Source organism: Caulobacter sp. BE264 (assembly GCF_031457805.1).
Classification (GTDB): Bacteria; Pseudomonadota; Alphaproteobacteria; order Caulobacterales; family Caulobacteraceae; genus Caulobacter.
The window spans coordinates 233200-254950 of sequence record NZ_JAVDXI010000006.1 but is presented as its reverse complement, the minus strand read 5'-3'; the positions used below and the strand labels follow the sequence as shown (position 1 = coordinate 254950).

Genomic DNA, 21751 nt, shown 5'->3' with positions numbered 1-21751 from the left:
AGATCCCGAAATGGTGCGGTTTTGGGCGAATTCCCGCCTTATTTGAGAATTGCTCCATGGCTTTGCTGGATTAGGCTTTGCACGCTGAAAACCGCGATGACGAACGGAATGAGGGAAGATCGCGCGGCGGGCCCGCGAGAGCTTTTCCGCGCCGCCTCGCTTGATGTAGAGAGACGGCCATGACGCAAGAATCCAAACAGATCCAAGGTCGCACCGGCCCCTGGGAAATGGTCCTCGGTCTTGAGGTGCACGCTCAGGTCGCCAGCAAGTCCAAGCTCTTCTCGGGCGCCGCTGTCGGTTTCGGCGCGGGGCCGAACGAGCAGGTGAGCCTGGTGGACGCGGCCATGCCCGGCATGCTGCCGGTGCTGAACCGGTTCTGCGTCGAGCAGGCGGTGAAAACCGGCCTGGGTCTGCGGGCGCAGATCAACCTGAAGAGCCGGTTCGACCGGAAGAACTACTTCTATCCGGACCTGCCGCAGGGCTATCAGATCAGCCAATTCGACCAGCCGATCGTCGGTGAGGGCGTGGTCACCGTCGAGCGTGACGACGGCACGACCTTCGACGTCCGCATCGAGCGCCTTCACCTGGAGCAGGACGCCGGCAAGTCGCTGCACGACCAGGATCCGAACGCGACCTACGTGGATCTGAACCGCGCCGGCACCGCGCTGATGGAGATCGTCTCCAAGCCCGACATGCGCACTTCGGAAGAGGCCGCCGCCTACGTCAAGAAGCTGCGGACGATCCTCGTCTATCTCGGCACCTGCGACGGCGACATGGAGAAGGGCAACCTGCGCGCCGACGTCAACGTCTCGGTCTGCCGTCCGGGTGACTATGAGAAGTTCCGCGCGACGGGTGATTTCAAGCACCTGGGCACGCGCTGCGAGATCAAGAACGTCAACTCGTACCGCTACATCCAGCAGGCGATCGAGTACGAGGCCCGCCGCCAGATTGAAATCCTTGAGGACGGCGGCGTGATCGACCAGGAAACGCGCCTGTACGATCCCAACAAGAACGAGACGCGCTCGATGCGCAGCAAGGAAGAGGCGCACGACTATCGCTACTTCCCCGACCCTGACCTGCTGCCGCTGGTGCTGGACTCAGCCTGGGTGAAGTCGATCGAAGAAACCCTGCCGGAACTGCCGGACGCCAAGAAGGCGCGCCTGCAGAGCCAGTACGGCCTTTCCGCCTACGACGCTGGGGTGTTGATCATCGACGCCGACCGCGCCGACTATTTCGAAGCCGCGGCCAAGGGGCGTGACGCCAAGCTGGTGGCCAACTGGGTCACCAACGAGCTGCTGGCCAAGCTGTCGGCGGCCGGGACGTCGTTCACTGACTCGCCGCTGCCGCACACCGACATCGCCCAGCTGGTCGAGCTGATCGAGAATGGCACCATCTCGTCGAAGATCGCCAAGGAAGTCTTCGAGCACATGTGGGCCGGCGAAGGCCGCCCTGCCGAGATCGTCGAGAAGCGCGGCCTGGTGCAGATCAACGACACCGGAGCCATTGAGAAGGCCATCGATGACCTGATCGCCGCCAATCCTGACAAGGCCGAGGCCGTGAAGGACAAGCCGCAAGCCCTGGGCTGGTTCGTCGGCCAAGTCATGAAGGCCACCGGCGGCAAGGCCAACCCGGGTACGGTCAACGAGCTGCTTCGCAAGAAGCTCGGCGTCGAATAGGCGCTCGATCATCGCGAAACGGACGAGGGCCCGCGGCGCACGCCGCGGGCCCTTTTCGTTGATGCGAACAGTCGTGGTTATTGCGGCGTCGGCGCGGCTTCCGGCGACGTCGTGGCGGCGTCTCGGGCCGGCTTCCGGTGCTTCTTGGCCTTCTTGCCCGTCATGTCGTCCGGCGAAGGCGCGGTAGCCTGATCCTCAGCGATGGGCGCAGAGGCCGAACTGGGCGTCGCAGCGGAATCCGCCGGAGCGGCGGTGTCGGCTAGCGAGGGCGCGGCAGAGTCCGCAGGCGAGGCGGAGGGCGTGGCGGCCGGCGGCGTCGCGGTCATGGACGGCAGCGGCGCGCTCTCGGGCGAGGTCGTCTGGGGCGCTGTGGTTTGGGGAGAGGTCTGGGCCAGCGCCGAGCCGGCGAAGGCGAGGGCGGCCAAGGTCAGGGCGGTGGTGGCGGCGCGCAAGGTGTTCATGGTCGTGACCGTGTTGCTGCAGCGTCGATGTGTGACGCAGGGCCTACGCTGGCGGGGCAATACGGTCGAAATGACTTCGCATTCTGGCCATCGCGCCGCATGCGGGACGAGGGCGAGGCCGTTGTGGCGGCAAAACGGCGTCCGAGGCAAAGCCTAGGACGCCGTCGGGGCGCCGAAAGCGCTTTCAGGTCTAGCGGTTGGCGATGACGTCGAAAATCAAGCCCGTCGCGATCGCCGCCAGGACGTAGTCATTGCCAGTGCGGTACCAATAGTAACCGCGCGGCGGCGAGCGGAGGTTGTAGCGGTAGTAGTCGTTCACGACGTAGCCGTGGCCGCGGTAGTAGCTCGGCAGATAGGCTCCGCGACGCCAGGCGCTGTAGCCGGGCCGATAGCCGGGGTGTCCGTAGTAGGCCGAGGGCGGCGGGCCGTAGTACCAACGGCTGTTGTAGTAGTAGCCGTTGTGCCGGCCGCGATCCCAGCGGTCGCGACGGTCCCAGCGATCACCGCGATCCCAGCGATCGCCGCGATCACGATCCCAGCCGCCTCGGTCGTGGTCTCGGCCGCGGTCCCAGTCACGGTCGCGGTGCTCCCAGCGTCCGCGGTCCTGGGCGGCGGCCTCGGTGGCGGTCAGGGCCATCGGGCCGGCCACCGAGGCCGCAGCGGCGATCGTCAGCAGCAGACGCTTCATCTCGTCTTCTCCTCGTGGTCGGGCGAACACCCTCCGGCGCCGCCTAATGTCCCTCGACCGTGAAGCGCACGATGAGCGGCTCTGGCTGAACCCAGCCTGAATGGGGTTGTCAGCGATTTACCTTGTCGGCCTCTTGGCGCGCGGCGCGGCGGCGACCATGTTCTGCAGCAACGACGACAAGGGGAGGGAAGGCTGATGAGCCGTCCGATCGAACTGCACTACTGGCCCACGCCCAACGGCTGGAAGATCTCCATCGCCCTGGAGGAGATGGGGCTGCCTTATGAAATGGTCCCCGTGAACATCGGGGTCGGCGAGCAGTTCAAGCCGGAGTTCCTGGCGATCAGCCCGAACAATCGCATGCCCGCGATCGTCGATCATGACGGCCCGGACGGCCAGCCGATCTCGATCTTCGAGTCCGGCGCGATCCTGCAGTACCTCGCCCGCAAGTCCGGCCAGTTCTACGGCACCAATGAGCGCGAGCGGGTCGACATCGACCAGTGGCTGATGTGGCAGATGGGCGGGCTGGGCCCGATGGCCGGCCAGACGCACCACTTCCGACAGTACGCCCCGGCGATCATCGCCGACCAGCGCCAGATCGCCTACGGCGTCATCCGCTACACCAACGAGACGCATCGCCTGTATGGCGTGCTCAACAAACGTCTCGACGGCCGTGATTTCGTCTGCGGCCAATTGTCCATCGCGGACTTTATGATCTGGCCGTGGATTGTCCCCTGGAAAAATCAGGGCATCATTCTGGAAGAGTTTCCGCATCTGAAGGCGTGGTTCGAGCGCGTTGGCGCGCGCGAAGGCGTCCAGAAGGGCTTCAAGCTGGGTGCGGAACTTCGCTCCGGCGGCCTGCAAGCCTCTGGAAAAGCTGCGGAAGATGCTCGCAGAGTCCTGTTCGGTCAGCGCGCCCGTTAACGCGCTGTATACTGGCGTTTACGCGCAGTAATCACCTCTAATAACTAGTATACTCGACATTATTTTCATGATGTTCGGCCGCTTAACTATATGTTCAGTGGCTGTGGACTTTTCTTCTCTCAGGCTCTGATCCGCCAGAACGGCGAGGCGAGCTTGAGAGAGGAGATGTGCCATGATGTTGATGAATGAACCGCCGGCCGTCGTTTCCACGCTGCCGCTGCCGACCGCCGCGTCCACCGGCGACGAGCTGTTCCGTATGGGCCTGCTGTACTCGACGGGTCAGGGCGGCGCGCCGCTGGACTATGTTTCGGCCCACATGCTGTTCAACCTCGCTGCGATGCGCGGGTCGATCGAGGCCAAAGTCTATCGCAAGGAACTCTCGCAGGAGATGGCCAGCGAAGAGGTCGCCGAAGCCCAGCGCCAGGCGCGCGAATGGCTTGCCCACGGCTGAGCCCGGTTCTCCGGGCTCACGTCGCCTCGATCTGGCGGTCCGCTAGCGGATGTTGCCGTTGATCGCGTAGCTGAAGCTGACCGGCAGCAGGTCTCGGAAGTACTGCTGCATGAACAGGCCCGTCTCCGCCGCGCCGCTGCGTGGCACATAGACGATGTCAAAGCGGCGCAACGGCACGAGGTCCGCACCGCCGGGGCTGGTCAGACCCCTCAGCAGGTCGGCCGTCCGCATCATCGCCCGCCCATCGGGGCCGCGACGAATGATCACGACCTGGTTGCGCTTGGCGCTGGTCTTGAAGCCACCCGCCTGGATGATGGCGCGCAAAGCATCTCCGTCGCCCGCCATGTCGTAGACGCCGGGGTTTCCGACCTCTCCGCCGACGAACACCTTCAAGGGCGCCGTCGCCTTCACTGAAATCTGCACCTGCGGTCGCAGCAGGGTGCCGGCATAGGCTTGACTCAGCGAGGCCTGCAGTTCGCCGATCGTGCGGTCGGCGGCCATGACCGGCGAGACCAGAGGTACGGTGATCCGGCCATCCGGCTGCACGATGGCGCTCTTGTTGAGTTCCGGCGCCGAAGGCACCGTCATTTCGATCTCATCGCCAGGATAGAAGCGATAGTCGGGCTCCTGCTCGCTCCAGTCCGCGTAGCCGATATTCGAGAAGGTCGCCGTCGGACGCGGCGCCGGCGTGATCGGTTCGGCGTCCAGGTGCCCACAGGCGGTCGTTCCGCCGGCCATCAGGACCACGGCCAAGGCCGTCATGAGGTGCGTGCGGCTCTGCATGCGACAAGTCTTAACAGGAATGGGTAACGAACCCTTAAGACCGCCAGCCCCAGGGTGCGAGCCAAGTTAGATCGCCCGGATTCGCATGTCGACGAGCGCCTGGATCAGCGTGCCGCACGACTCTCCGCCCATGGCGGGGGAGGCGCCGGCCCGCGGGCGCGCTACGCCCCCAGCGACTTTGTCACGCTGCTGTGGCGCGAGCGCTTTCTTATGCTCGTGGTGTTCATGGTGATCGCCGTCATCGGCGTGGGTTTCGCCATGACTCTGAAGAAGAGCTACGAGGCCCAATCCAGCCTCTTCGTGCGGCTTGGCCAGGAATATGTCTACGAACCTCGCGCCGGCGACGCAGGTCGAGGCGCTGTGCCCAACACGGACGAAGTCATACAGTCGGAAGCCGAGATTCTGGGCAGCGGTGAGCTGCGCGAACGGGTGATCCGCAAGATCGGCTTTGGCGCCATCTTCCCCAAGGCGGCGACGAAGTACGCGGTTGCGACGCCGGAGGAGAAGCGCAAGCTGATCGCCGAGGGCCGCGACTCGATCGCCAAGAGCCTCAAGATCGAGACCGCGCCGGATAATTCGATCATCCGTCTGGCCTATCAGCACCAGGACCCCGAGATGGCGGAAAAGGTGCTCAACACGCTGCTGGAAGAGTACCTGATCTATCGCCGCACCCTGCTGATCGGCGGCGACAGCAACGTGCTGCAGCGTCAGCGCGATATCTTCTCTCAGAAGCTGTCTGACGCCGACGCGGCTTATCAATCGTTCCTGATGACCAATGACATTGGCGACTTCACAGCCCAGAAGACCGCGCTGACCCAGCTTCAGGCGCAGGTCGAACAGCAGAAATACTCGGTGGACGCCCAGCTTCAGGACCGCATGGGCCGCCTTGCAGCTGTCGAAGCCGAGCTGGCGCGGACGCCGGCGGAGACGATCCTCTATCGCGACACCGACATGTCGGCCTCGACCAAGCTGGCTCAACTGAAGCTGGACCGCGAGAGCCTGCTGTCGCGCTACACGCCCAACGCCCAGCCGGTGATCGATATCAACGCTCAGATCGCCCAGTTGGAGGCGGGGCTGGCGGCCGGCCGCACGGCGGGCGAGGGCGCGCGCCGCAGCGGCCCGAACCCGATCTGGCAGACCCTGGCCACTACCCGCAACGATCTGCGCGCCGAGGTCGCCGCCTTGCAGCAGTCGCAGGCGGCCTACGCCCAGCAGGTGACCGACGTGAATTCGCGCCTGCTGCGCCTGGCGCAACTGGAGCCGCAGTTCAACGAGCTGTCGCGCGACCGAGACGTGCTCTCCTCGAACGTCCGCGACTTCACCGTCAAGGAACAGCAGGACGAGGCCCAGCGGCAGATGTCGGCCGAGAGCAGCGACAATATCCGCATCGTCCAGCGCGCCGTGGCCCCGTCGACAGGCAAGAGCCTGAAGAAGCCGGTGCTGGCCTTGGCGATCATGTTCGCCGGCTTCACCGCCCTGTGCGCCGGTCTGGTGCGGATGTTCCTGCGTCCAGGTCTGCAAACCCCGGCCTCGGCCTCGCGCACTCTCGGCATGCCGGTGCTGGCGACGGCGGCCGTGAAGCGGTGAGCGCTTTCGTCGCCTTTCGCCCGCAGGGTTAATATCGCAACTTGCGAAGCCCTGGCCGCGTAGCGATTCGGTAGATGGTGGATTTGAACTTCGAGATGACGGAGTTGTGGAGCGCGCTGGGCGCGCCCCCGGCTGGCCGTCCGCACGTCGTTCAGTTCGTGGCTGCGCGGCGCGGGGAGGGGACCTCGACGGTCGCCCGCGAGTTCGCGCGCTTCGCCGCCCGTCGCGCTGGGCGCAAGACCTGGCTGGTCGATCTGGATCTCAACGACCCGACCCAGTTTCACGCCCTCGCGGCCGATCCCCAGCGCTACGGACCGCTGGGACCGCCGGTCGCGGCCTCGCCGGACGGGTCGGTCTTCTTCACTGTCCAGCCGCCCGCGCCGCGCCCGGAGGGCGGGGTCTGGCCGGACGCCAAGTACTTGATCGGTCACAGCGTGGGCGGCCCCCGCCTTTGGGTGGCCCGTTTCAACCGGGAGGCCCTGCGAGGGCGACAACAGGCGCATGTAATCCCGGCGGCGGACTATTGGCGCGCCCTGCGTCAGCACGCCGAGGTGATCGTCGTGGATTGTCCGTCTGTGGACCGCTCACAGTCGGGTCCAGCGATTGCGCGGCACATGGATCAGACTGTCCTCGTCGTCTCCGCCGATCAGCCTGATGTCCGCCAGCCCGCGTTGCTGCGCGACGCGATCACGGCGGCGGGCGGACGGTGCGCGGGCCTGTTCTTCAACAAGGTGTCCCTGCAGCCTCCGGCGTTCCTGAAGGCGATCCTGCCGTGACCTATGCGCCGACGTCGCTGGGTTGGAGCGCGGATCGGCCTCACGCGGCGGCGCCATCGCTCCTGACCCTCGCGGCGGCGATCGTCATGCTGCTGATCTTCAGCGCCGGCTGGCAATTGCCGCTGTTCGGCGAGAAGGCTGATGAGTCCGCTTCCGGCCTCCTGCGCGTGGCCTTTCTGCCGGCCTATGGCCTGGCGTTCCTGCTGATCATGGGGCGCCCCTGGAACATGATCCGGGTGAGCGTCCGTCAGCCATTTCTCATCATCCTGATGGGGGTGGTCGCCGCCTCCATCTATTGGTCGATCCAGCCTGACGTTTCGATCCGGCGCGGCTTCGCAGTCGGCTGCACCACCTTGTCGGGCCTCGCCCTGGCCTCCCGGTTCCGATGGGCCGAGCTGGCGCGATTGTACGGGATCGTCTTCTGTCTCCTGATCGTGGCGAGTTACGCGGTGAGCCTGGCCATGCCGTCGATTGGGGTGATGACCGAGCTGTTTCCCGGCGCTTGGCGCGGTCTTTGGATGGAAAAGAACTCGCTCGGGGGGCTGATGGCGTTCGGCGCGTGTCTGCTCGGCGCGGCGGCCTTGCTCAATCCAGATCGCGCCAAGGTGTTTGTCGTGTTCGTGGGTCTAGCCGTCGGGCTCGTGTTGCTTTCGCAATCCAAGACGGCGCTGGCTTCGCTGCTGTTGGGCATGACGGCGCTGGGGTTCGTGTGGATCGTCCAGCGTGGACCCGCCTTTGGCGCCGCCGCGACCTGGGCTGGCGTGACCGGCGCGCTGTTGCTGGTCATGTTCGTGCTTTTTGCCTCGGATGTCTTGTTCGCGATCCTCGGCAAGGACGCCACGCTGACAGGCCGCACGGAAATCTGGACCGCCGCCATGCGCCAGATCGAGCAACGGCCCTGGCAAGGCTATGGCTACGCCGCCGTCTGGGGTGACAAGTCCGGCTGGGGGCCGCTGGCCTGGATCGTCAATGACGCCAAATTTGTTCCCCAGCATGCGCACAACTCCTGGCTGGAGCAGTGGATCGGCATAGGTCTCTTCGGGCTGATCGCCTGGGGGCTGTTCTATCTGCAGACCATGTCGCTGGCGTTGGTGGCGGTCTACCGCGAGCGCGGCGCGATGCTGGCCTTCCCGTTCCTGGTGGTGTTCACCCTGGTCAGTCTCACCGAGAGCATCGCGGTGGTCTACAACGACTTCCGTTGGGTGCTTTTCGTCTCGCTGGCCGCCAAGCTGGCCTTCTCGGACAGGGCTCAGGACGGGGTCTAGAGCCCGATCCGCCGCGAGCCCTCGGCCACCGTCACGACATCGAAGCCGTCAGCGAGCGCGCGGTCGATCAGCCGCCCCAAGGCGTCTGTCGTGCATCCCCACTGCGACGGCTGTTCGGCGACATCATGGGTATAGAGGATCAGCCACGCCTTACGGTCCTTGGCCTTGTCCAGCCAGACGTTCGCGACCGCCTCGCCATCCTCGCCTTCGATGCCGACGGCGGGCGTCTGGTTGAGGTCGGCCCCGTTCGTGATCAGGCCATGATGCAGCGCGCGCAGCGTCTTGAACCGACCGCTCAGCGCGGTCTTGGCCGGAGCCGCCACATCTCCGTAAGGATAGGCGAAGCTGACCGGTTCGCCAGCGCCCCAAGCCGCCAGGCTCTTGGCGTTGCGATCCACATCCTCCAGAGTCGCCGCGCGGCTCGACTGGCCGCAGTCGAGGTGGGAGTAGGTGTGGCAGGCGATTTCGTGCCCGGCCTCGTGCAGGCGGCGCGCATCCTCGCCGCTGGCGAACCGACCCATGGGACCATCCCTGCCCGCCAGACCGGCGGCGAAGTAATAGGTGCCCCGCAGGCCCCGGGCCTCGAGAACCCTGGCGCCGGCCTCGCAGGCGGTGGCGGGGGCGTCGTCGAAGCTGAACGACACCATCGGCCGCTCCAGAGACACCCGGGCCGGGCGGCGGTGGGCCAGTCGGATCAGGCGTCGACGCAGCTTGCCCTTCAGCGTGCGGTCCGGTTCGTATGCGTCGACCTTCTCGAATTCCACCTGCATCAGACGGCCCCGCTATAGAGCGCCGCGCGGTAGAGCCGCATGGCGAAGGCGCGGAGAGGAACGGGCGCGGCTTCGGCCAGCGCCAGCTGTTTCAGCAGCGGCCGCCACACGCTGCTGAGCGGAACCGCCTTCAACAGCTTGGCGACCTTGTAGCTGGGGTAAGCGCTGACGACATCGCGATGGCTGGCCACGACCCGCGCGAAATTGGCGGCGGACTGCTCGTACTTGGCGGCCATCACCGGCGCCGGATCCAAGCCCAGGTGAGTGGCGGTGTTGTCGATATGCTGGATCGGATGCTGGCGGGCCACCCGCATCGCCCATTCGACATCCTCCCAGCCCCAGCCCGAGAAGCCCTCGTCGAAGCCGATGCTCTCGAAGACGTCCCGTCGCACCAGCAGGTTGGAAGTGAAGACGTGCTTCTCCGGCGCCTTGGCGCGCTCTGGCGCGGGGGTGCAGTCGCTCTTCAGAGCCATGGCCCGGTGCAGCGCGTGCTCGGGGCGTGGCGGCGTCTGGTCCAGGGTGAAGCCGCCGAACGCGACCGCCGCGCCCGTGTCGGCCACTGCAGCCCATCGATCCAAGAAGTCTGGCGTGTCGGGCAGCATGTCGCTGTCCAAGAAGAGAAGGTGGTCGCCGCGCGCATGGGACGCCAGCCGGTTGCGGCCCTTGGCGCGGCCCTCGTTGCGCGACAGGCGCACGAAGCGGGCCGCCGTTCGCATCCTTTCGATACGACGCGCAGTCCGTTCGGCCAGGGCGTCATCGCCGCCGCCGTCATCCAGAACCACGATCTCGGCCGCGGCGGTGGTCTGGTCGAGGGCCTTGAGGAGCGCGCTGGGGTCGTCGCGGAAGGTCGGGATCAGGACTGACAGGCGTGGCTTGGTCGCCGCCCAGCCGGCGTTCTCGAGGCGCAGCTCGTTGACTGGCGCGTTCATGCGGCTTGCGCCTTTCGACGGAGGATCAGAGAGAGCTTGCCGCGAAGGCCCGCGACGTCGAGGCCTAGGACAAGGACCCCATAGACGGTGGTCCCGACGCCGGCTTTCAGGACCAGTTCCAGCAGGCCGCCGGGCGCCGGAAGCATGGCGACACAGGCGGCCATGGCCAGGCTCGCGCCGGCGGCCTTGGCCAGCACGTCCCAAGGGATCGGCAGGGGACAGGCGCGACGACCCAGGGCCCAGGCTGCGACGGCGCCGAGGCCATAGCTGACCGTCGTGGCGATCAGCGCGCCGTCCAGTCCTAGGCGTGGGATCAGGAGGAAGTTCAGGACAACATTGGCCAAGGCCGGCGCGCTCATGCTGACGATCAGTAGCGACGTGCGGCGCGCCAGGGTGAAGGCTTGCAGCAGGTAGTAGGTGGTCACGCCCGACAGCCAGCCGCTGGCGGCGATCCACGGCGTCACATGGCTGGCCTGGACACGCATGACCTCGCCGACCATCAGATCCGCCAGCGGGCGGGCGACGAGCGCAAGGCCGACTGCGGCGGGCAGGGTGAGCAGGACGATGACGCCGGCCTGCTCGCGGGCGGCGTCTTCCAGGGCCGGCTGTCCGCCGCGCTCCAGCGCCTGGATCAGGGCCGGACCACCGGCCATGCCCAGCCAGATGAACACGACGTCCAGGGTGCGGCTGCCCAGCGAATAGCCGGCGTGGTAGACGCCGACCGTCGCCTCGTCGAGGAAGGTCGCCAGCAGCAGGCGGTCGGTGCTGGCCAGCACCAGGGCCAGGATCAACGACAGCGCCACGGGCGCGCCATAGGTGAAGTAGCTTCGCGCCAGCGCCTTGTCGAAACGACCGCCGGCCATGAACTTCAGCTCGCGGGGCAGAACGGCGGCGACGCAAAGCAGCGAAACCACGCCGATGCCAAGCAGGGGCGCCGCGCCGCCCAGGCCGCCCAGCGCCAGGCCAAGGCCCAGCGCGAAGCCGCCGGCGGTCTGCACGATCGACAGCAGCGCCGCGCCCGAGACCTCGCCCGCCGCGCGTCGGCGTTCCTGGGCCAGCTTCACCAGGCTGTTGACCAGCACGGCGGCGAAGCCGGCCGCCAGCGCGACGCGCAGCGGTGCGTTCAGCGGCGCCAAGGTCAGCACCACGCCGCCGATCAAGGGGACAACCAGCGCCGCGCCGAGCCAGAGCCTGTAGAGCGTTGCGAAGTGATCCGCCGTCCGGCCGTCCTCAGCGCGCGTGGCCAGGAACCGCGCCATAGCCGCCTCGGTCCAGGTCAGCAGGCTGGTTTGCACCAGGCTGAAAACCGAGAACGCCAGGGCGTAGACGCCGTACTGGGCCGGATCCAGCAGGCGCGTGAACAGGACTATGGTGAGCAGGCCCACCACGCCCTGAACAATATTGACCGGCAGATAGCCGAGGACGCCGCGCCAGAACATGGGCGGCCTAGCGCACGGCGGACCGATCCCCCAGCAGGCAGGGGATGGTCATGACGATGATGTAGAGGTCCAGCCAGAACGACTGACGCTCGATGTATTCGACGTCCAGCGCCACGCGCAGGCGGACGCTCTCAGGCGTGTCGACGGGCCCGCGCGAGCCCTTGATGGCGGCCCAGCCCGTGACGCCGGGCTTCATGCGATGGCGGTGGGCGTACTGGGCGACCAGCTTGGCTGACTCCACGCCCGCGGTCTTCATGCCGATGGCGTGGGGGCGGGGACCGACGATCGACATCTCGCCGGTCAGCACGTTGAACAACTGCGGCAGCTCGTCGAGGCTGGTCTTGCGGATAAACTTGCCGACGCGGGTGACGCGGTCGTCATCGGCGCTGACCTGGCGCGCGGCGCTGGCGTCGGCCATCTCGTGGCGCATCGAGCGAAACTTCCAGACCAGGATCGCCTCGTTATTGAAGCCGTGACGGCGCTGGCGGAAAAAGACCGGACCGGGGCTGTCCAGCTTCACCGCTAAGGCGACGAGCAGCATCACGGGGCCGGCGACCAGAAGGCCCAGGCCCGCGACGATCAGATCCTGGGCGCGCTTGAGCAAGGCGCGACGGGTCGAGGCGGAGGATGCAGACAGAGGCGCTTCGCTTCCGGCCGCGATACGGACCAGCGCTGCGTCGTCCTCCGCCGCGCCGCCAACGTCGATGAAGAGGTGCAGCGGGTTGGGCAAGACGTCCAGTTTCTCGACCAGCTGGCGCACACGCGCCTGCGCCGTTGAGGCCACCGCGATCACGACGCGGTCGACATACGGCATGATGCGATGATCGAGCAGGGCTTGGGTGTCGCCCAGCACCGGCACGCCCATGATATTCTCGGGCGCGCGGTCCAGGCGGTCGTCGAACACGCCCAGCACATTGACCTCGCCTGTACGCATGGCCGCCTCGATCAGGCGTTCGGCGTTCTGGGTCGCGCCGACAACGACCACATTCGGGGTCAGCCGCCCTTGAGCGCGGCCGCGCGCGATGATGGTCCACCAAGCGACGTGAGCGCCGGAGAGGGCGGTCGTGGCCGCCAGCAGGGCCCAGATGACGGGCGCCTCGGACGGTGCGAAGGCCAGGCTCGCGCCCGTGGCGACCAGGAAGCCGGCGCCCAGAGCCAACCCGACGCGAGCCATATGGGCGCTCAGGGCCTGCTTGCGCGCAAAGGCGTAGGCGTCGACGAGGCGCAGGCCGATCAGAGCGGCGATGGCCCAGACCCCTGCCACGATCGGCGAACCCAGAACCGTGACCAAGACCGCGACGCCAGCGGCGACCAGAATATCTACGCCGCGAAAAACGCGGGCCAGCAGCCGCGTCTCGAGACGCGCGCGGGAGGGCACCAGCTGTCCGGGCCGGAACGGACCTCGTTTGGCCGCGCCCGACGGATCCCCGCCGCCGCCGGACCGCGTTTTCTGCGTGTCCGTCGCCGGGGCGAAGGTCAGGGTTTCGGCTTTGGAAATCGGTGAAGGCACGGGGCGCACGACGCTCGTCGTTGAGAAAACCGCGTTCAGTCTAGCGATCCCGTCTGAGCGTCACGTTAACACCAGAATTTTCCGATATCCGCCGTTGTCATCGCGAAGCGAACAGGCTATCGAACCGCTCCCTCTCAGGAGGAGACGTGGCCGAGAGGCTGAAGGCACCGCTTTGCTAAAGCGGCATACCTCAAAAGGGTATCGAGGGTTCGAATCCCTCCGTCTCCGCCAGCCCCACTTTCCAGACATATCCACCAGCGTCCGCAAACGTCGGAAGTCCGTTGATTTATCACGGAAAACTCGCGTTTCTGTGTCTGGACGCATCCATCAAGATCCGCCTCTATGATGAACAGCCGCGGGGGTCAAAGTGGGGGTTAGCCCCACTTGGGTCAGAGTGTGGGTTAGCGATGGCGCGCGTATACGAGCGACTCACGGCGATGACGGTCCGCAAGCTGCAAGGCGCGGGGCGATACCCGGACGGCGGCGGCCTCTATCTGCAGGTCACGCCAAGCGGGGCGAGGTCATGGATTTTCCGCTATCGCGTCCTAGGCCGCGAACGTCAGATGGGCCTTGGTCCTCTCGAGTTCGTTTCCTTAGCCGAGGCGCGGGAAAAGGCGCGGGCGGCGCGCCTGCAACGCTACAACGGTGATGATCCGCTGGGCGCGCGCGCTGACGCCAAAGGCCGTGCGGTCAAGCTGGAGCGAAAGGGCGTCACCTTCGCCCAAGCGATGGCCGCCTACATTGACGGTAACAAGGCCGCCTGGCGCAACGAGAAGCATATCCAGCAATGGACAAGCACGCTCAACACCTACGCTGTCCCACACTTTGGTTCGAAGGCGCTGGCCGAGATTGAGACGGCTGATGTCCTCAGAGCGCTTGAGCCGATCTGGCTGACGAAATCAGAGACGGCCAGTCGGCTGCGGGGGCGTATCGAAGCTGTGCTCAGCTGGGGCGCAGTGCAGGGTTATCGCCAGGGCGAAAACCCTGCGCGCTGGAAGGGTCACATCGAAATGATCCTGCCGGCCAAGTCAAAAGTGACGACGGTCAAGCACCACGCGGCGCTCGACTATCGGGAGATGCGCCAGTTTATGGCGGCCATGTCTAAGCAGACCGGGGTAGGGGTGTTGGCCTTGCGCTTCGTCATCCTGACGGCCGCGCGCACGGGCGAGGTGATCGGCGCCGATTGGAGCGAGATCGATCTCGACAACAAGGTCTGGACTGTGCCGGCTTCGCGGATGAAAGCCGGACGTGAGCACCGCGTGCCGCTCAGCGCAGCTGCCCTCGAGATCTTGGAGTATCAGCGCGAGGCCTGGTTTGAGATCGAAGCGCGGCGCCACCGCAAGACGCTGAAGGCTGGCGAGGCTGGACCTGTCGGTCCCGTGTTCTGGGGGCAGCTTGCCGGCAAGGGTCTTAGCAACATGGCATTGCTCGCCGTCTTGCGACGAATGGGGCGCGTTGATCTGACCAGCCATGGGTTTCGGAGCTCTTTCCGCGACTGGGCGGCGGAGGAGACCGAGTTTCAGGGCGAGGTGGTGGAAATGGCCTTGGCCCATACGATCGGCAACAAGGTCGAGGCCGCCTATCGCCGGGGAGATCTCTTTGAAAAGCGTCGTTTGTTGATGGATCAATGGGCTTTGGCCTGCTGCGGAGATCTTGCCTGGGGGACTTATTGTTGATCCGCGTCACTGGGCGCCCGCCAAACCATCAAGGGATGTTGTCGTCTCGCGCAAGTGTCTCCGGGATGCCCAAAAAAGCTTGGTAAACGCTCCACGTGCCGATTGTTTCGCTCCCGCTGATTTAGTAAAGGCTTTCTAAATCATCCGGCAAAGATCCGGGGTTTACACTGGTGGGGACCACGTGCTGATCGCAACGAATCCGTCTGCGGACCGGCGAGCCTGTGGCGTGAAAACGTCACCGGTCGCTAAAGATCCGCTTAAGCGCGCCATGGATGTTTTGGTGGCGGGCGGCGCTTTGCTGTTCTTCGCGCCGCTCCTTCTTCTCGTAGCAGTCCTGATCAAGCTGGAATCGCCGGGCCCGGTGCTCTTCCGCCAGTCGCGGGGCGGACTGAACGGCAAGGCCTTCACGATCTTCAAGTTCCGCTCGATGCGGTGCCAGGAGAATGGCTCCAAGGTCGTTCAAGCCAAGCGCGACGACGACCGCATCACGACGATCGGACGCTTCATCCGCAAGACCAGCATCGACGAGCTGCCCCAGCTCCTGAACGTCCTGCGGGGCGACATGTCCATCGTGGGTCCTCGCCCGCACGCCCTGGCGCACGACGAGCAGTACGGCGCCTTGATCGCCAACTATCATCTGCGTTTCCGCACCCGTCCGGGCCTGACGGGCCTGGCCCAAATCAAAGGCCTTCGCGGCGGCACCAGCGCGGTCGAAGCCATGGCCGCCCGCATCGATGCGGATAACGAATACATCGAGCGCTGCACTCTCGGCGGCGACGTCAAGATCTTGCTGATGACCGTGCCGCGTCTGCTGATGGCCGAGAACGCTTACTAAAGGCGACATTTTTCCTGTTTTGCGCCCGGCGAGCTTCGACTTTGCCGGATGCTACTTCGCGCCATCTCCTGACAAAGCGAGCCTTCAATGTTCTCCGCGCCGCGCGCCGATCTGGTTCCCAATACCGCCGCTTATGAGAACGAAGCCCTGGTCAAGCCGACCGGCTTTCGCGAGTACGATGCGCGCTGGCTGTTTGGCCCGGAGATCAACCTGTTGGGCGTGCAGGCGCTGGGCCTGGGTCTTGGGACCTATATCCACGAGCTGGGCCAATCGAAGATCGTGGTCGGCCACGACTTCCGCTCATACTCGTCCTCGATCAAGAACGCCCTGATCCTGGGCCTGATCAGCGCCGGCTGCGAAGTGCATGACATCGGCCTCGCCCTTTCGCCCACCGCCTATCACGCCCAGTTCGACCTCGACATCCCGTGCGTCGCGATGGTCACCGCCAGCCACAACGAGAACGGCTGGACCGGCGTAAAGATGGGCGCCCAGAAGCCGCTGACCTTCGGCCCCGACGAGATGAGCCGCCTGAAGGACATCGTGCTGAACGCCCGGTTCGTCGAGCGCGACGGCGGCAAGCTGGTCCGGGTGCAGGGCCAGGCTCAGCGCTATATCGACGACGTCGCCAAGCGCGCCAGCGTCACGCGCCCCCTGAAGGTGATCGCCGCCTGCGGCAACGGCACGGCCGGCGCCTTCGTGGTCGAGGCCCTGCAGAAGATGGGCGTCGCCGAAGTCGTTCCGATGGACACCGACCTCGACTTCACCTTCCCCAAGTACAACCCCAACCCCGAAGACGCCGAGATGCTGCACGCGATGGCCCACGCCGTTCGCGAGACCGGCGCGGACCTGGCGTTCGGCTTCGACGGCGACGGCGACCGCTGCGGCGTGGTCGATGACGAGGGCGAGGAGATCTTCGCCGACAAGATCGGCCTGATGCTGGCGCGGGATCTGGCTCCGCTGAACCCCGGCGCGACCTTTGTCGTGGATGTGAAGTCCACCGGCCTCTACGCGACCGACCCCATCCTCAAGGCCCACGGCTGCGAGGTGGTCTACTGGAAGACCGGCCACAGCTACATCAAGCGCAAGAGCGCCGAGCTGGGCGCCCTGGCTGGCTTCGAGAAGAGCGGCCACTTCTTCATGAACGGCGCGCTCGGCTACGGCTACGACTGCGGCCTCACCGCCGCTGCGGCCATCCTGGCCATGCTGGACCGTAATCCCGGCGTGAAGCTGTCGGACATGCGCAAGGCGCTGCCGGTGGCCTTCACCTCGCTGACCATGAGCCCGCACTGCGGCGACGAGGTGAAGTACGGCGTCGTGGCCGACGTTGTGAAGGAGTACGAAGACCTGTTCGCCGCCGGCGGCTCGATCCTTGGCCGCAAGATCACCGAGGTGATCACGGTCAACGGCGTGCGCGTCCACCTGGAGGATGGCTCCTGGGTCCTGGCCCGCGCCTCGTCGAACAAGCCGGAAGTCGTGGTCGTCGTCGAGAGCACCCAGTCCGAAGACGACATGCGCGCCCTGTTCCGACAAGAGGTCAAGCCGCGCCTCGGCGACCGGGTCGGCAAGTATAATCAGGAGATCTGAACGCAGAGGGCGGAGGCCGCGCGCTCGGTCGAGGCTTCCTCCAATTTTAAAAGCGCCTCAGTGCTGCGTGGTGCGCATCACCGCGCTGTGGTCACCAAGAGCGTCGCCATGGAAATGACCCGAGCAACTCCACTGGTCTCAAGCTGCAGGATCGTACCTGGGGCGTAGAGCTCCCCCTCGATTTCAATCGTGCCCTCGAGTAGCTGCAAGGTTGAGGGCGTAAAGTCGATGATCTCGCCCGCCAGCGCCCGCTGCAGATCGACACAGAACTTGGCCGTCGATACCAAAGCTTCGGCGCCGTTGGTGGCTATGCTTCTCCTGGAGCCAATTGCGCGTCCTTTGGCCTTTAGCCCGTCCACCAGGGCTTTGACCTTCTGGCTGTCCTTGCGATGACAGACTAGAACGGCATCAGGCTCGGCGATCACGACGATGTCGCTGACGCCGATGACGCCAATATAGGGACCTGTCGAGCGCACCAGGACGTTTGACGTTCCGCGAAGGTCGACATCGCCCACCTGCGCGTTGCCTTCGTCGTCTCGGCTTGATGCCTCCCAGATCGCATCCCAGGCGCCAAGGTCTGACCAGGCGAAAGTCGCCGGAACCACCGCCGCCTTTGAGGTGCGCTCCATGACCGCATAGTCGAGCGAGATTTTTTTGGCCTGACCAAACGCGTTTGGCTGCAGTCGCCCAACCCCCAATTCCAGCGTCATCTCGGCGATAGAGGCCTTGGCTGCGGCGGCCACCGTAGGTTCGAACGCCGCAAACTCGTCGAGCAAAGTCGCGGCTTTGAAAGCGAAGTTACCGCTGTTCCAGAGATAACCCTCCAAGAGATAGCGCTCGGCCGTCGCCTGATCGGGCTTTTCCACGAAGGCGGCCACTTCATGCACGGAGCCATCGAGCAACGCAGCGCCGGGCCGGATATAGCCAAACCCTGTAGCCGGCACGGTCGGCCGAACGCCGAAGGTGACGATCAGGTCGCTCTGCGCCGCCTTTGCGGCGGTGAGGGCGGCTGCGCCAAAAATTTGCGGCTCTGAGATGTGGTGGTCAGCGGCGAGCATCAGTACCACTCCGGCGGGGTCTTTCGCGTGAACGTAGGCCGCGGCGGCTGCGACGGCTGGCCCGCTGTCTCGCGCTTCCGGTTCGACCAAGATGGTGACCCAGGCGCCGAGCTCATCGGTTTGTTGAGCGACGAACTCAATCATCGCCTCGCCGGTGACGATAACGATCTCGGCGACGCCGGCGAGATCCCTCACCCGTAGCACGGTCTCCTGAAAAGAGGAGCGATCGCCGACCAGCTTCAGGAACTGTTTGGGTTGGTCGCTGCGCGAAGCGGGCCATAGGCGCGTGCCAGAGCCACCGCACAGGATGACGGGATAAATCGAAGCCAAGTTATGTCCCCACACTTGCAGTCTTGCTCTCTTCGTAGAGAGTCATTGCGACTAGCCTTTAATGATCATTCGCTTTTGAGCGAAGAACATTTGGTAGCCTGGGGGCTCAGGTTTGTGCGGAAAGGTGGTCAGGTGACCTATTTGCAGCCAATCCGTGGCGATAGCGCCAATGAGGTTACCTCGAACCAGTTTGACGATCGTTTGTCCCGTTCTCCATGATGGACGTCCAGCCAATATCCGTCGTGACGGCGTCACTCCAACCGAGTAGTCAGGCCCAGATTGTTCAAGGCCGCACGTGAACGGTCTTCAGTTCAACCTGTATGCCCCGTTTGATCGGGCAGCGAGCGCGATAGGGAAAATATGCGCGTAGCGATGATTGGTACGGGCTATGTGGGCCTGGTGTCGGGAGCGTGCTTCGCCGACTTCGGGCACGTGGTGACGTGCATCGACAAGGATCCGAGCAAGATCGAGCGCCTGGAGAAGGGCGAGATCCCGATCTTCGAGCCGGGGCTGGATGATCTGGTCGCCCGCAACGTGCGCGAAGGCCGACTGTTCTTCACGCTGGACGGCGCGCAGGCGATCAAGGACGCCGACGCGGTGTTCATCGCCGTGGGCACGCCGACCCGTCGCGGCGATGGCCATGCGGATCTGTCGTACGTCTATGCGGCGGCCGAAGAGATCGCCGGCCTGATCGACGGCTTCACCGTGGTGGTGACCAAGTCGACCGTGCCGGTGGGCACCGGCGACGAGGTCGAGGCGATCATCAAGAAGGTCCGCCCCGACGCCCAGTTCGCCGTGGTGTCCAACCCCGAGTTCCTGCGCGAAGGCGCGGCCATCGAGGACTTCAAGCGTCCCGACCGCGTGGTCGTCGGCACCGACGATGAGCGCGCCCAGGCGGTGATGCGCGACCTCTACCGTCCGCTTTCGCTGAACGAGACCCCGATCGTCTTCACCGGCCGTCGCACCAGCGAGCTGATCAAGTACGCGGCCAACGCGTTCCTGGCGATGAAGATCACCTTCATCAACGAGATGGCCGATCTCTGCGAGAAGGTCGGCGCCGACGTCCAGTCGGTGGCCAAGGGCATCGGTCTGGACAAGCGGATCGGCTCGAAGTTCCTGAACGCTGGCCCCGGCTATGGCGGAAGCTGCTTTCCGAAGGACACCATCGCGCTGGTCAAGACCGCCCAGCAGTATGGCGCGCCAACGCGGCTGATCGAGACCACGGTCGAGGTCAACACCGCCCGGAAGAAGGCCATGGCCACGAAGGTCGCCGACGCCATCGGCTCGACGGACCTCAGCGGCAAGACCATCGGCGTGCTGGGCGTGACCTTCAAGCCCAATACCGACGACATGCGCGACGCGCCCAGCCTCGACATCCTTCCGGCCCTGCAGGCCATGGGCGCCAAGGTCCAGGCCTTCGACCCCGAAGGCGCCAAGGAAGCCGCCCACATGCTGGCCGGCGTCGAGTTCAAGACCGGCGCCTATGACGCCGCCGAGGGCGCCGACGCCCTGGTGATCCTGACCGAGTGGGACCAGTTCCGGGCGCTCGACCTGGATCGCCTCAAGCTGTTGATGCGATCGCCGACGGTCATCGACCTGCGCAACGTTTACAAGCCGGCCGAAATGGTCCGTCACGGGTTCACCTACGCCTCCATCGGTCGCGGCTAAGCATGAGCAGGTCTCCGATCATCGTCACGGGCGCAGCTGGCTTCGTGGGCTACCACGTGGCCGACCGTCTGCTCGATCGCGGCGAGACGGTGATCGGGGTCGACGTCTTCAACGCCTACTACGACCCGGCTCTCAAGGAGGCCCGCGCGGCGCGTCTGGACGGCCGCAACGGCTTTACGATGCTCCGCATGGACATCGCCGACCATGAGGCCTTGGCCGACCTGGTGAAGGCCTCCGGCGCCCAGAAGGTGATCCATCTGGCCGCCCAGGCCGGCGTTCGTTACTCGATCGAGAACCCGTTCGCCTACGAGCGCAGCAACCTGGCCGGCCATCTGTCGGTGCTGGAAGCCTGCCGCCACGCCGGCCTCGAGCATCTGGTCTACGCCAGCTCCTCCAGCGTCTATGGCGACCGGCCGTTGAGCGTCGACGGCTTCAAGGAAAGCGACCCGGCCGAGAGCCCGGTGTCCCTTTACGCCGCGACCAAACGCTCGTGCGAGCTGCTGAGCCAGAGCTACGCCAGGCTCTACGGCTTCCCGCAGTCGGGCCTGCGCTTCTTCACGGTCTATGGCCCGTGGGGCCGTCCGGACATGGCCTATTTCAGCTTCACCGAGAAGATGCTGAAGGGGGAGGCGATCGAGGTCTACGGCGAGGGCAAGATGGCCCGCGACTTCACCTATATCGACGACATCGTCGACGGGATCCTCGGCGTTCTCGATAACCCGCCGGCGAAGGGCGGGCACGAGGTCTACAACATCGGCGACAACGATCCCGTCGGCCTGATGGACATGATCACCACGCTGGAAACGGCGCTGGGGATCGAGGCCAACAAGGTCTTCCGGCCCATGCAACCCGGCGACGTCACCGCCACCTACGCCAACATCGACAAGCTCCATGCGCTCTGTGGTTACAAACCCAAGGTCAAGCTGGCCGAGGGGCTCGCAAGGTTTGTGCGATGGCGTCGGGAGGGGAGCTGGGCAGGCTGAAGATCACGCTTGTTGCGTGCTTCAATCACCGCAGGGGCGGCACCAAGTCGTTGAACTGCGCTTTCAAGCGGGATGAACGGGCTTGAGTTGGCTCGGCAGGCGCGGGGCATGCTCGATCGCAGGGGCGACGTGGTGATCCTGACCGGAGACATCTCGGCCCGTACGCTCCGCGACATCAGCGAGCAAGGCTATCTCCCACCTTCCAAGCCGGTGAAGGTCCCGATCTCAACACCTTGATCCAAGGCCTTCCGGCGCGCGCGGAAGCGGAGGCCATTCGTCGAAGCCTGCGGGACGCAGTTCGACTGATCCCATCGTCTATCTTTTCGATGATGGCAGCGGCGTTCGCGCCGCGATCTGCGAG

The 21751-nt window shown here is 65.4% G+C and carries 19 protein-coding genes, 1 tRNA gene and 1 pseudogene; 13 read left to right on the top strand and 8 right to left on the bottom strand.

The window, feature by feature from the left end:
- Window positions 1-179: 179 nt before the first annotated feature.
- Window positions 180-1676 carry an Asp-tRNA(Asn)/Glu-tRNA(Gln) amidotransferase subunit GatB gene (gatB, locus tag J2X45_RS15990; protein ID WP_310216606.1) on the top strand — a complete coding sequence of 499 codons (1497 nt, stop codon included), beginning with the start codon at window positions 180-182 and terminating at the stop codon, window positions 1674-1676.
- 77 nt (window positions 1677-1753) lie between these two features.
- Here gatB and J2X45_RS15985 read toward each other — a convergent pair whose 3' ends face one another.
- The gene (locus J2X45_RS15985) at window positions 1754-2137 is read right to left on the bottom strand and encodes a proteophosphoglycan 5 (protein WP_310216604.1); all 384 of its coding nucleotides are present in this window, start codon (window positions 2135-2137) and stop codon (window positions 1754-1756) included.
- Window positions 2138-2327: 190 nt separating this feature from the next.
- On the bottom strand, window positions 2328-2825 hold the full coding sequence (locus J2X45_RS15980) for an RcnB family protein (protein ID WP_310216601.1): 498 nt from the start codon (window positions 2823-2825) through the stop codon (window positions 2328-2330).
- 195 nt (window positions 2826-3020) lie between these two features.
- On the opposite strand from J2X45_RS15980, the gene J2X45_RS15975 reads away from it, so the two are divergent.
- Window positions 3021-3746 carry a glutathione S-transferase N-terminal domain-containing protein gene (locus J2X45_RS15975; protein ID WP_310216598.1) on the top strand — a complete coding sequence of 242 codons (726 nt, stop codon included), beginning with the start codon at window positions 3021-3023 and terminating at the stop codon, window positions 3744-3746.
- A 172-nt stretch (window positions 3747-3918) separates the two neighbouring features.
- On the top strand, window positions 3919-4197 hold the full coding sequence (locus J2X45_RS15970) for a sel1 repeat family protein (RefSeq protein ID WP_310216596.1): 279 nt from the start codon (window positions 3919-3921) through the stop codon (window positions 4195-4197).
- Window positions 4198-4239: 42 nt separating this feature from the next.
- On the opposite strand, the gene J2X45_RS15965 is transcribed toward J2X45_RS15970, so the two are convergent.
- Entirely contained in the window at window positions 4240-4980 is a 741-nt protein-coding gene (locus tag J2X45_RS15965) for a polysaccharide biosynthesis/export family protein (RefSeq protein ID WP_310216594.1), read from the bottom strand.
- An 85-nt stretch (window positions 4981-5065) separates the two neighbouring features.
- On the opposite strand from J2X45_RS15965, the pseudogene J2X45_RS15960 reads away from it, so the two are divergent.
- The 3 genes and pseudogenes from J2X45_RS15960 to J2X45_RS15950 all read left to right on the top strand — a co-directional run bounded on the left by J2X45_RS15960 (window position 5066) and on the right by J2X45_RS15950 (window position 8608).
- Window positions 5066-6599 (top strand): annotated as a pseudogene (locus J2X45_RS15960) (Wzz/FepE/Etk N-terminal domain-containing protein).
- 42 nt (window positions 6600-6641) lie between these two features.
- Window positions 6642-7343: a sugar kinase gene (locus tag J2X45_RS15955; protein ID WP_310216592.1), complete on the top strand. Its 702-nt coding sequence runs from the start codon at window positions 6642-6644 to the stop codon at window positions 7341-7343.
- Window positions 7340-8608, top strand: coding sequence for an O-antigen ligase (locus J2X45_RS15950; protein WP_310216590.1), 1269 nt, complete (start codon window positions 7340-7342; stop codon window positions 8606-8608). Before J2X45_RS15955 ends, J2X45_RS15950 begins: the two co-directional genes overlap by 4 nt.
- Here the strand turns inward: J2X45_RS15950 and J2X45_RS15945 are convergent.
- From J2X45_RS15945 to J2X45_RS15930, 4 genes are read right to left on the bottom strand one after another with little or no spacing between them, the layout of a single operon-like run.
- The gene (locus J2X45_RS15945) at window positions 8605-9378 is read right to left on the bottom strand and encodes a polysaccharide deacetylase family protein (RefSeq protein ID WP_310216588.1); all 774 of its coding nucleotides are present in this window, start codon (window positions 9376-9378) and stop codon (window positions 8605-8607) included. The genes J2X45_RS15950 and J2X45_RS15945 overlap by 4 nt on opposite strands.
- Window positions 9378-10307, bottom strand: a complete 930-nt coding sequence (locus tag J2X45_RS15940; protein WP_310216586.1) for a glycosyltransferase family A protein — start codon at window positions 10305-10307, stop codon at window positions 9378-9380. Before J2X45_RS15940 ends, J2X45_RS15945 begins: the two co-directional genes overlap by 1 nt.
- On the bottom strand, window positions 10304-11746 hold the full coding sequence (locus J2X45_RS15935; protein WP_310216585.1) for a lipopolysaccharide biosynthesis protein: 1443 nt from the start codon (window positions 11744-11746) through the stop codon (window positions 10304-10306). The genes J2X45_RS15940 and J2X45_RS15935 overlap by 4 nt, the downstream gene beginning before the upstream one ends.
- Before the next feature lie 7 nt (window positions 11747-11753).
- Window positions 11754-13256, bottom strand: coding sequence for a sugar transferase (locus tag J2X45_RS15930; RefSeq protein ID WP_310216583.1), 1503 nt, complete (start codon window positions 13254-13256; stop codon window positions 11754-11756).
- Between the two features lie 140 nt (window positions 13257-13396).
- On the opposite strand from J2X45_RS15930, the gene J2X45_RS15925 reads away from it, so the two are divergent.
- From J2X45_RS15925 to J2X45_RS15910, 4 genes are all read left to right on the top strand, one after another.
- Window positions 13397-13487 (top strand) — tRNA-Ser (locus J2X45_RS15925).
- Between the two features lie 50 nt (window positions 13488-13537).
- Entirely contained in the window at window positions 13538-14932 is a 1395-nt protein-coding gene (locus J2X45_RS15920; RefSeq protein WP_310216580.1) for a phage integrase central domain-containing protein, read from the top strand.
- A gap of 181 nt (window positions 14933-15113) precedes the next feature.
- Window positions 15114-15767, top strand: coding sequence for an exopolysaccharide biosynthesis polyprenyl glycosylphosphotransferase (locus J2X45_RS15915; protein WP_310216577.1), 654 nt, complete (start codon window positions 15114-15116; stop codon window positions 15765-15767).
- 87 nt (window positions 15768-15854) lie between these two features.
- Window positions 15855-17351 (top strand): phosphomannomutase/phosphoglucomutase, encoded by a 1497-nt coding sequence (locus J2X45_RS15910; RefSeq protein WP_310216573.1) that lies wholly within the window; start codon window positions 15855-15857, stop codon window positions 17349-17351.
- 77 nt (window positions 17352-17428) lie between these two features.
- Here J2X45_RS15910 and J2X45_RS15905 read toward each other — a convergent pair whose 3' ends face one another.
- Window positions 17429-18739, bottom strand: a complete 1311-nt coding sequence (locus J2X45_RS15905) for a mannose-1-phosphate guanylyltransferase (protein WP_310216570.1) — start codon at window positions 18737-18739, stop codon at window positions 17429-17431.
- Window positions 18740-19099: 360 nt separating this feature from the next.
- On the opposite strand from J2X45_RS15905, the gene J2X45_RS15900 reads away from it, so the two are divergent.
- The 3 genes from J2X45_RS15900 (at window position 19100) to J2X45_RS15890 (ending at window position 21627) form a co-directional block, all read left to right on the top strand.
- Window positions 19100-20407 carry a UDP-glucose/GDP-mannose dehydrogenase family protein gene (locus J2X45_RS15900; RefSeq protein WP_310216568.1) on the top strand — a complete coding sequence of 436 codons (1308 nt, stop codon included), beginning with the start codon at window positions 19100-19102 and terminating at the stop codon, window positions 20405-20407.
- Between the two features lie 2 nt (window positions 20408-20409).
- Window positions 20410-21390, top strand: a complete 981-nt coding sequence (locus tag J2X45_RS15895; protein WP_310216565.1) for an NAD-dependent epimerase/dehydratase family protein — start codon at window positions 20410-20412, stop codon at window positions 21388-21390.
- Window positions 21391-21498: 108 nt separating this feature from the next.
- Window positions 21499-21627, top strand: coding sequence for a hypothetical protein (locus tag J2X45_RS15890; RefSeq protein WP_310216562.1), 129 nt, complete (start codon window positions 21499-21501; stop codon window positions 21625-21627).
- Window positions 21628-21751: the final 124 nt, after the last annotated feature.

Bases quoted from the DNA above. Each gene is read 5' to 3' on its own strand.
- J2X45_RS15955 (WP_310216592.1), top strand. From the start codon at position 6,642: ATGGTGGATTTGAACTTCGAGATGACGGAGTTGTGGAGCGCGCTGGGC.
- J2X45_RS15980 (WP_310216601.1), bottom strand. From the start codon at position 2,825: ATGAAGCGTCTGCTGCTGACGATCGCCGCTGCGGCCTCGGTGGCCGGC.
- J2X45_RS15975 (WP_310216598.1), top strand. From the start codon at position 3,021: ATGAGCCGTCCGATCGAACTGCACTACTGGCCCACGCCCAACGGCTGG.
- J2X45_RS15910 (WP_310216573.1), top strand. From the start codon at position 15,855: ATGTTCTCCGCGCCGCGCGCCGATCTGGTTCCCAATACCGCCGCTTAT.
- J2X45_RS15935 (WP_310216585.1), bottom strand. From the start codon at position 11,746: ATGTTCTGGCGCGGCGTCCTCGGCTATCTGCCGGTCAATATTGTTCAG.
- gatB (WP_310216606.1), top strand. From the start codon at position 180: ATGACGCAAGAATCCAAACAGATCCAAGGTCGCACCGGCCCCTGGGAA.
- J2X45_RS15945 (WP_310216588.1), bottom strand. From the start codon at position 9,378: ATGCAGGTGGAATTCGAGAAGGTCGACGCATACGAACCGGACCGCACG.
- J2X45_RS15970 (WP_310216596.1), top strand. From the start codon at position 3,919: ATGATGTTGATGAATGAACCGCCGGCCGTCGTTTCCACGCTGCCGCTG.
- J2X45_RS15895 (WP_310216565.1), top strand. From the start codon at position 20,410: ATGAGCAGGTCTCCGATCATCGTCACGGGCGCAGCTGGCTTCGTGGGC.
- J2X45_RS15965 (WP_310216594.1), bottom strand. From the start codon at position 4,980: ATGCAGAGCCGCACGCACCTCATGACGGCCTTGGCCGTGGTCCTGATG.
- J2X45_RS15890 (WP_310216562.1), top strand. From the start codon at position 21,499: ATGCTCGATCGCAGGGGCGACGTGGTGATCCTGACCGGAGACATCTCG.
- J2X45_RS15985 (WP_310216604.1), bottom strand. From the start codon at position 2,137: ATGAACACCTTGCGCGCCGCCACCACCGCCCTGACCTTGGCCGCCCTC.
- J2X45_RS15940 (WP_310216586.1), bottom strand. From the start codon at position 10,307: ATGAACGCGCCAGTCAACGAGCTGCGCCTCGAGAACGCCGGCTGGGCG.
- J2X45_RS15900 (WP_310216568.1), top strand. From the start codon at position 19,100: ATGCGCGTAGCGATGATTGGTACGGGCTATGTGGGCCTGGTGTCGGGA.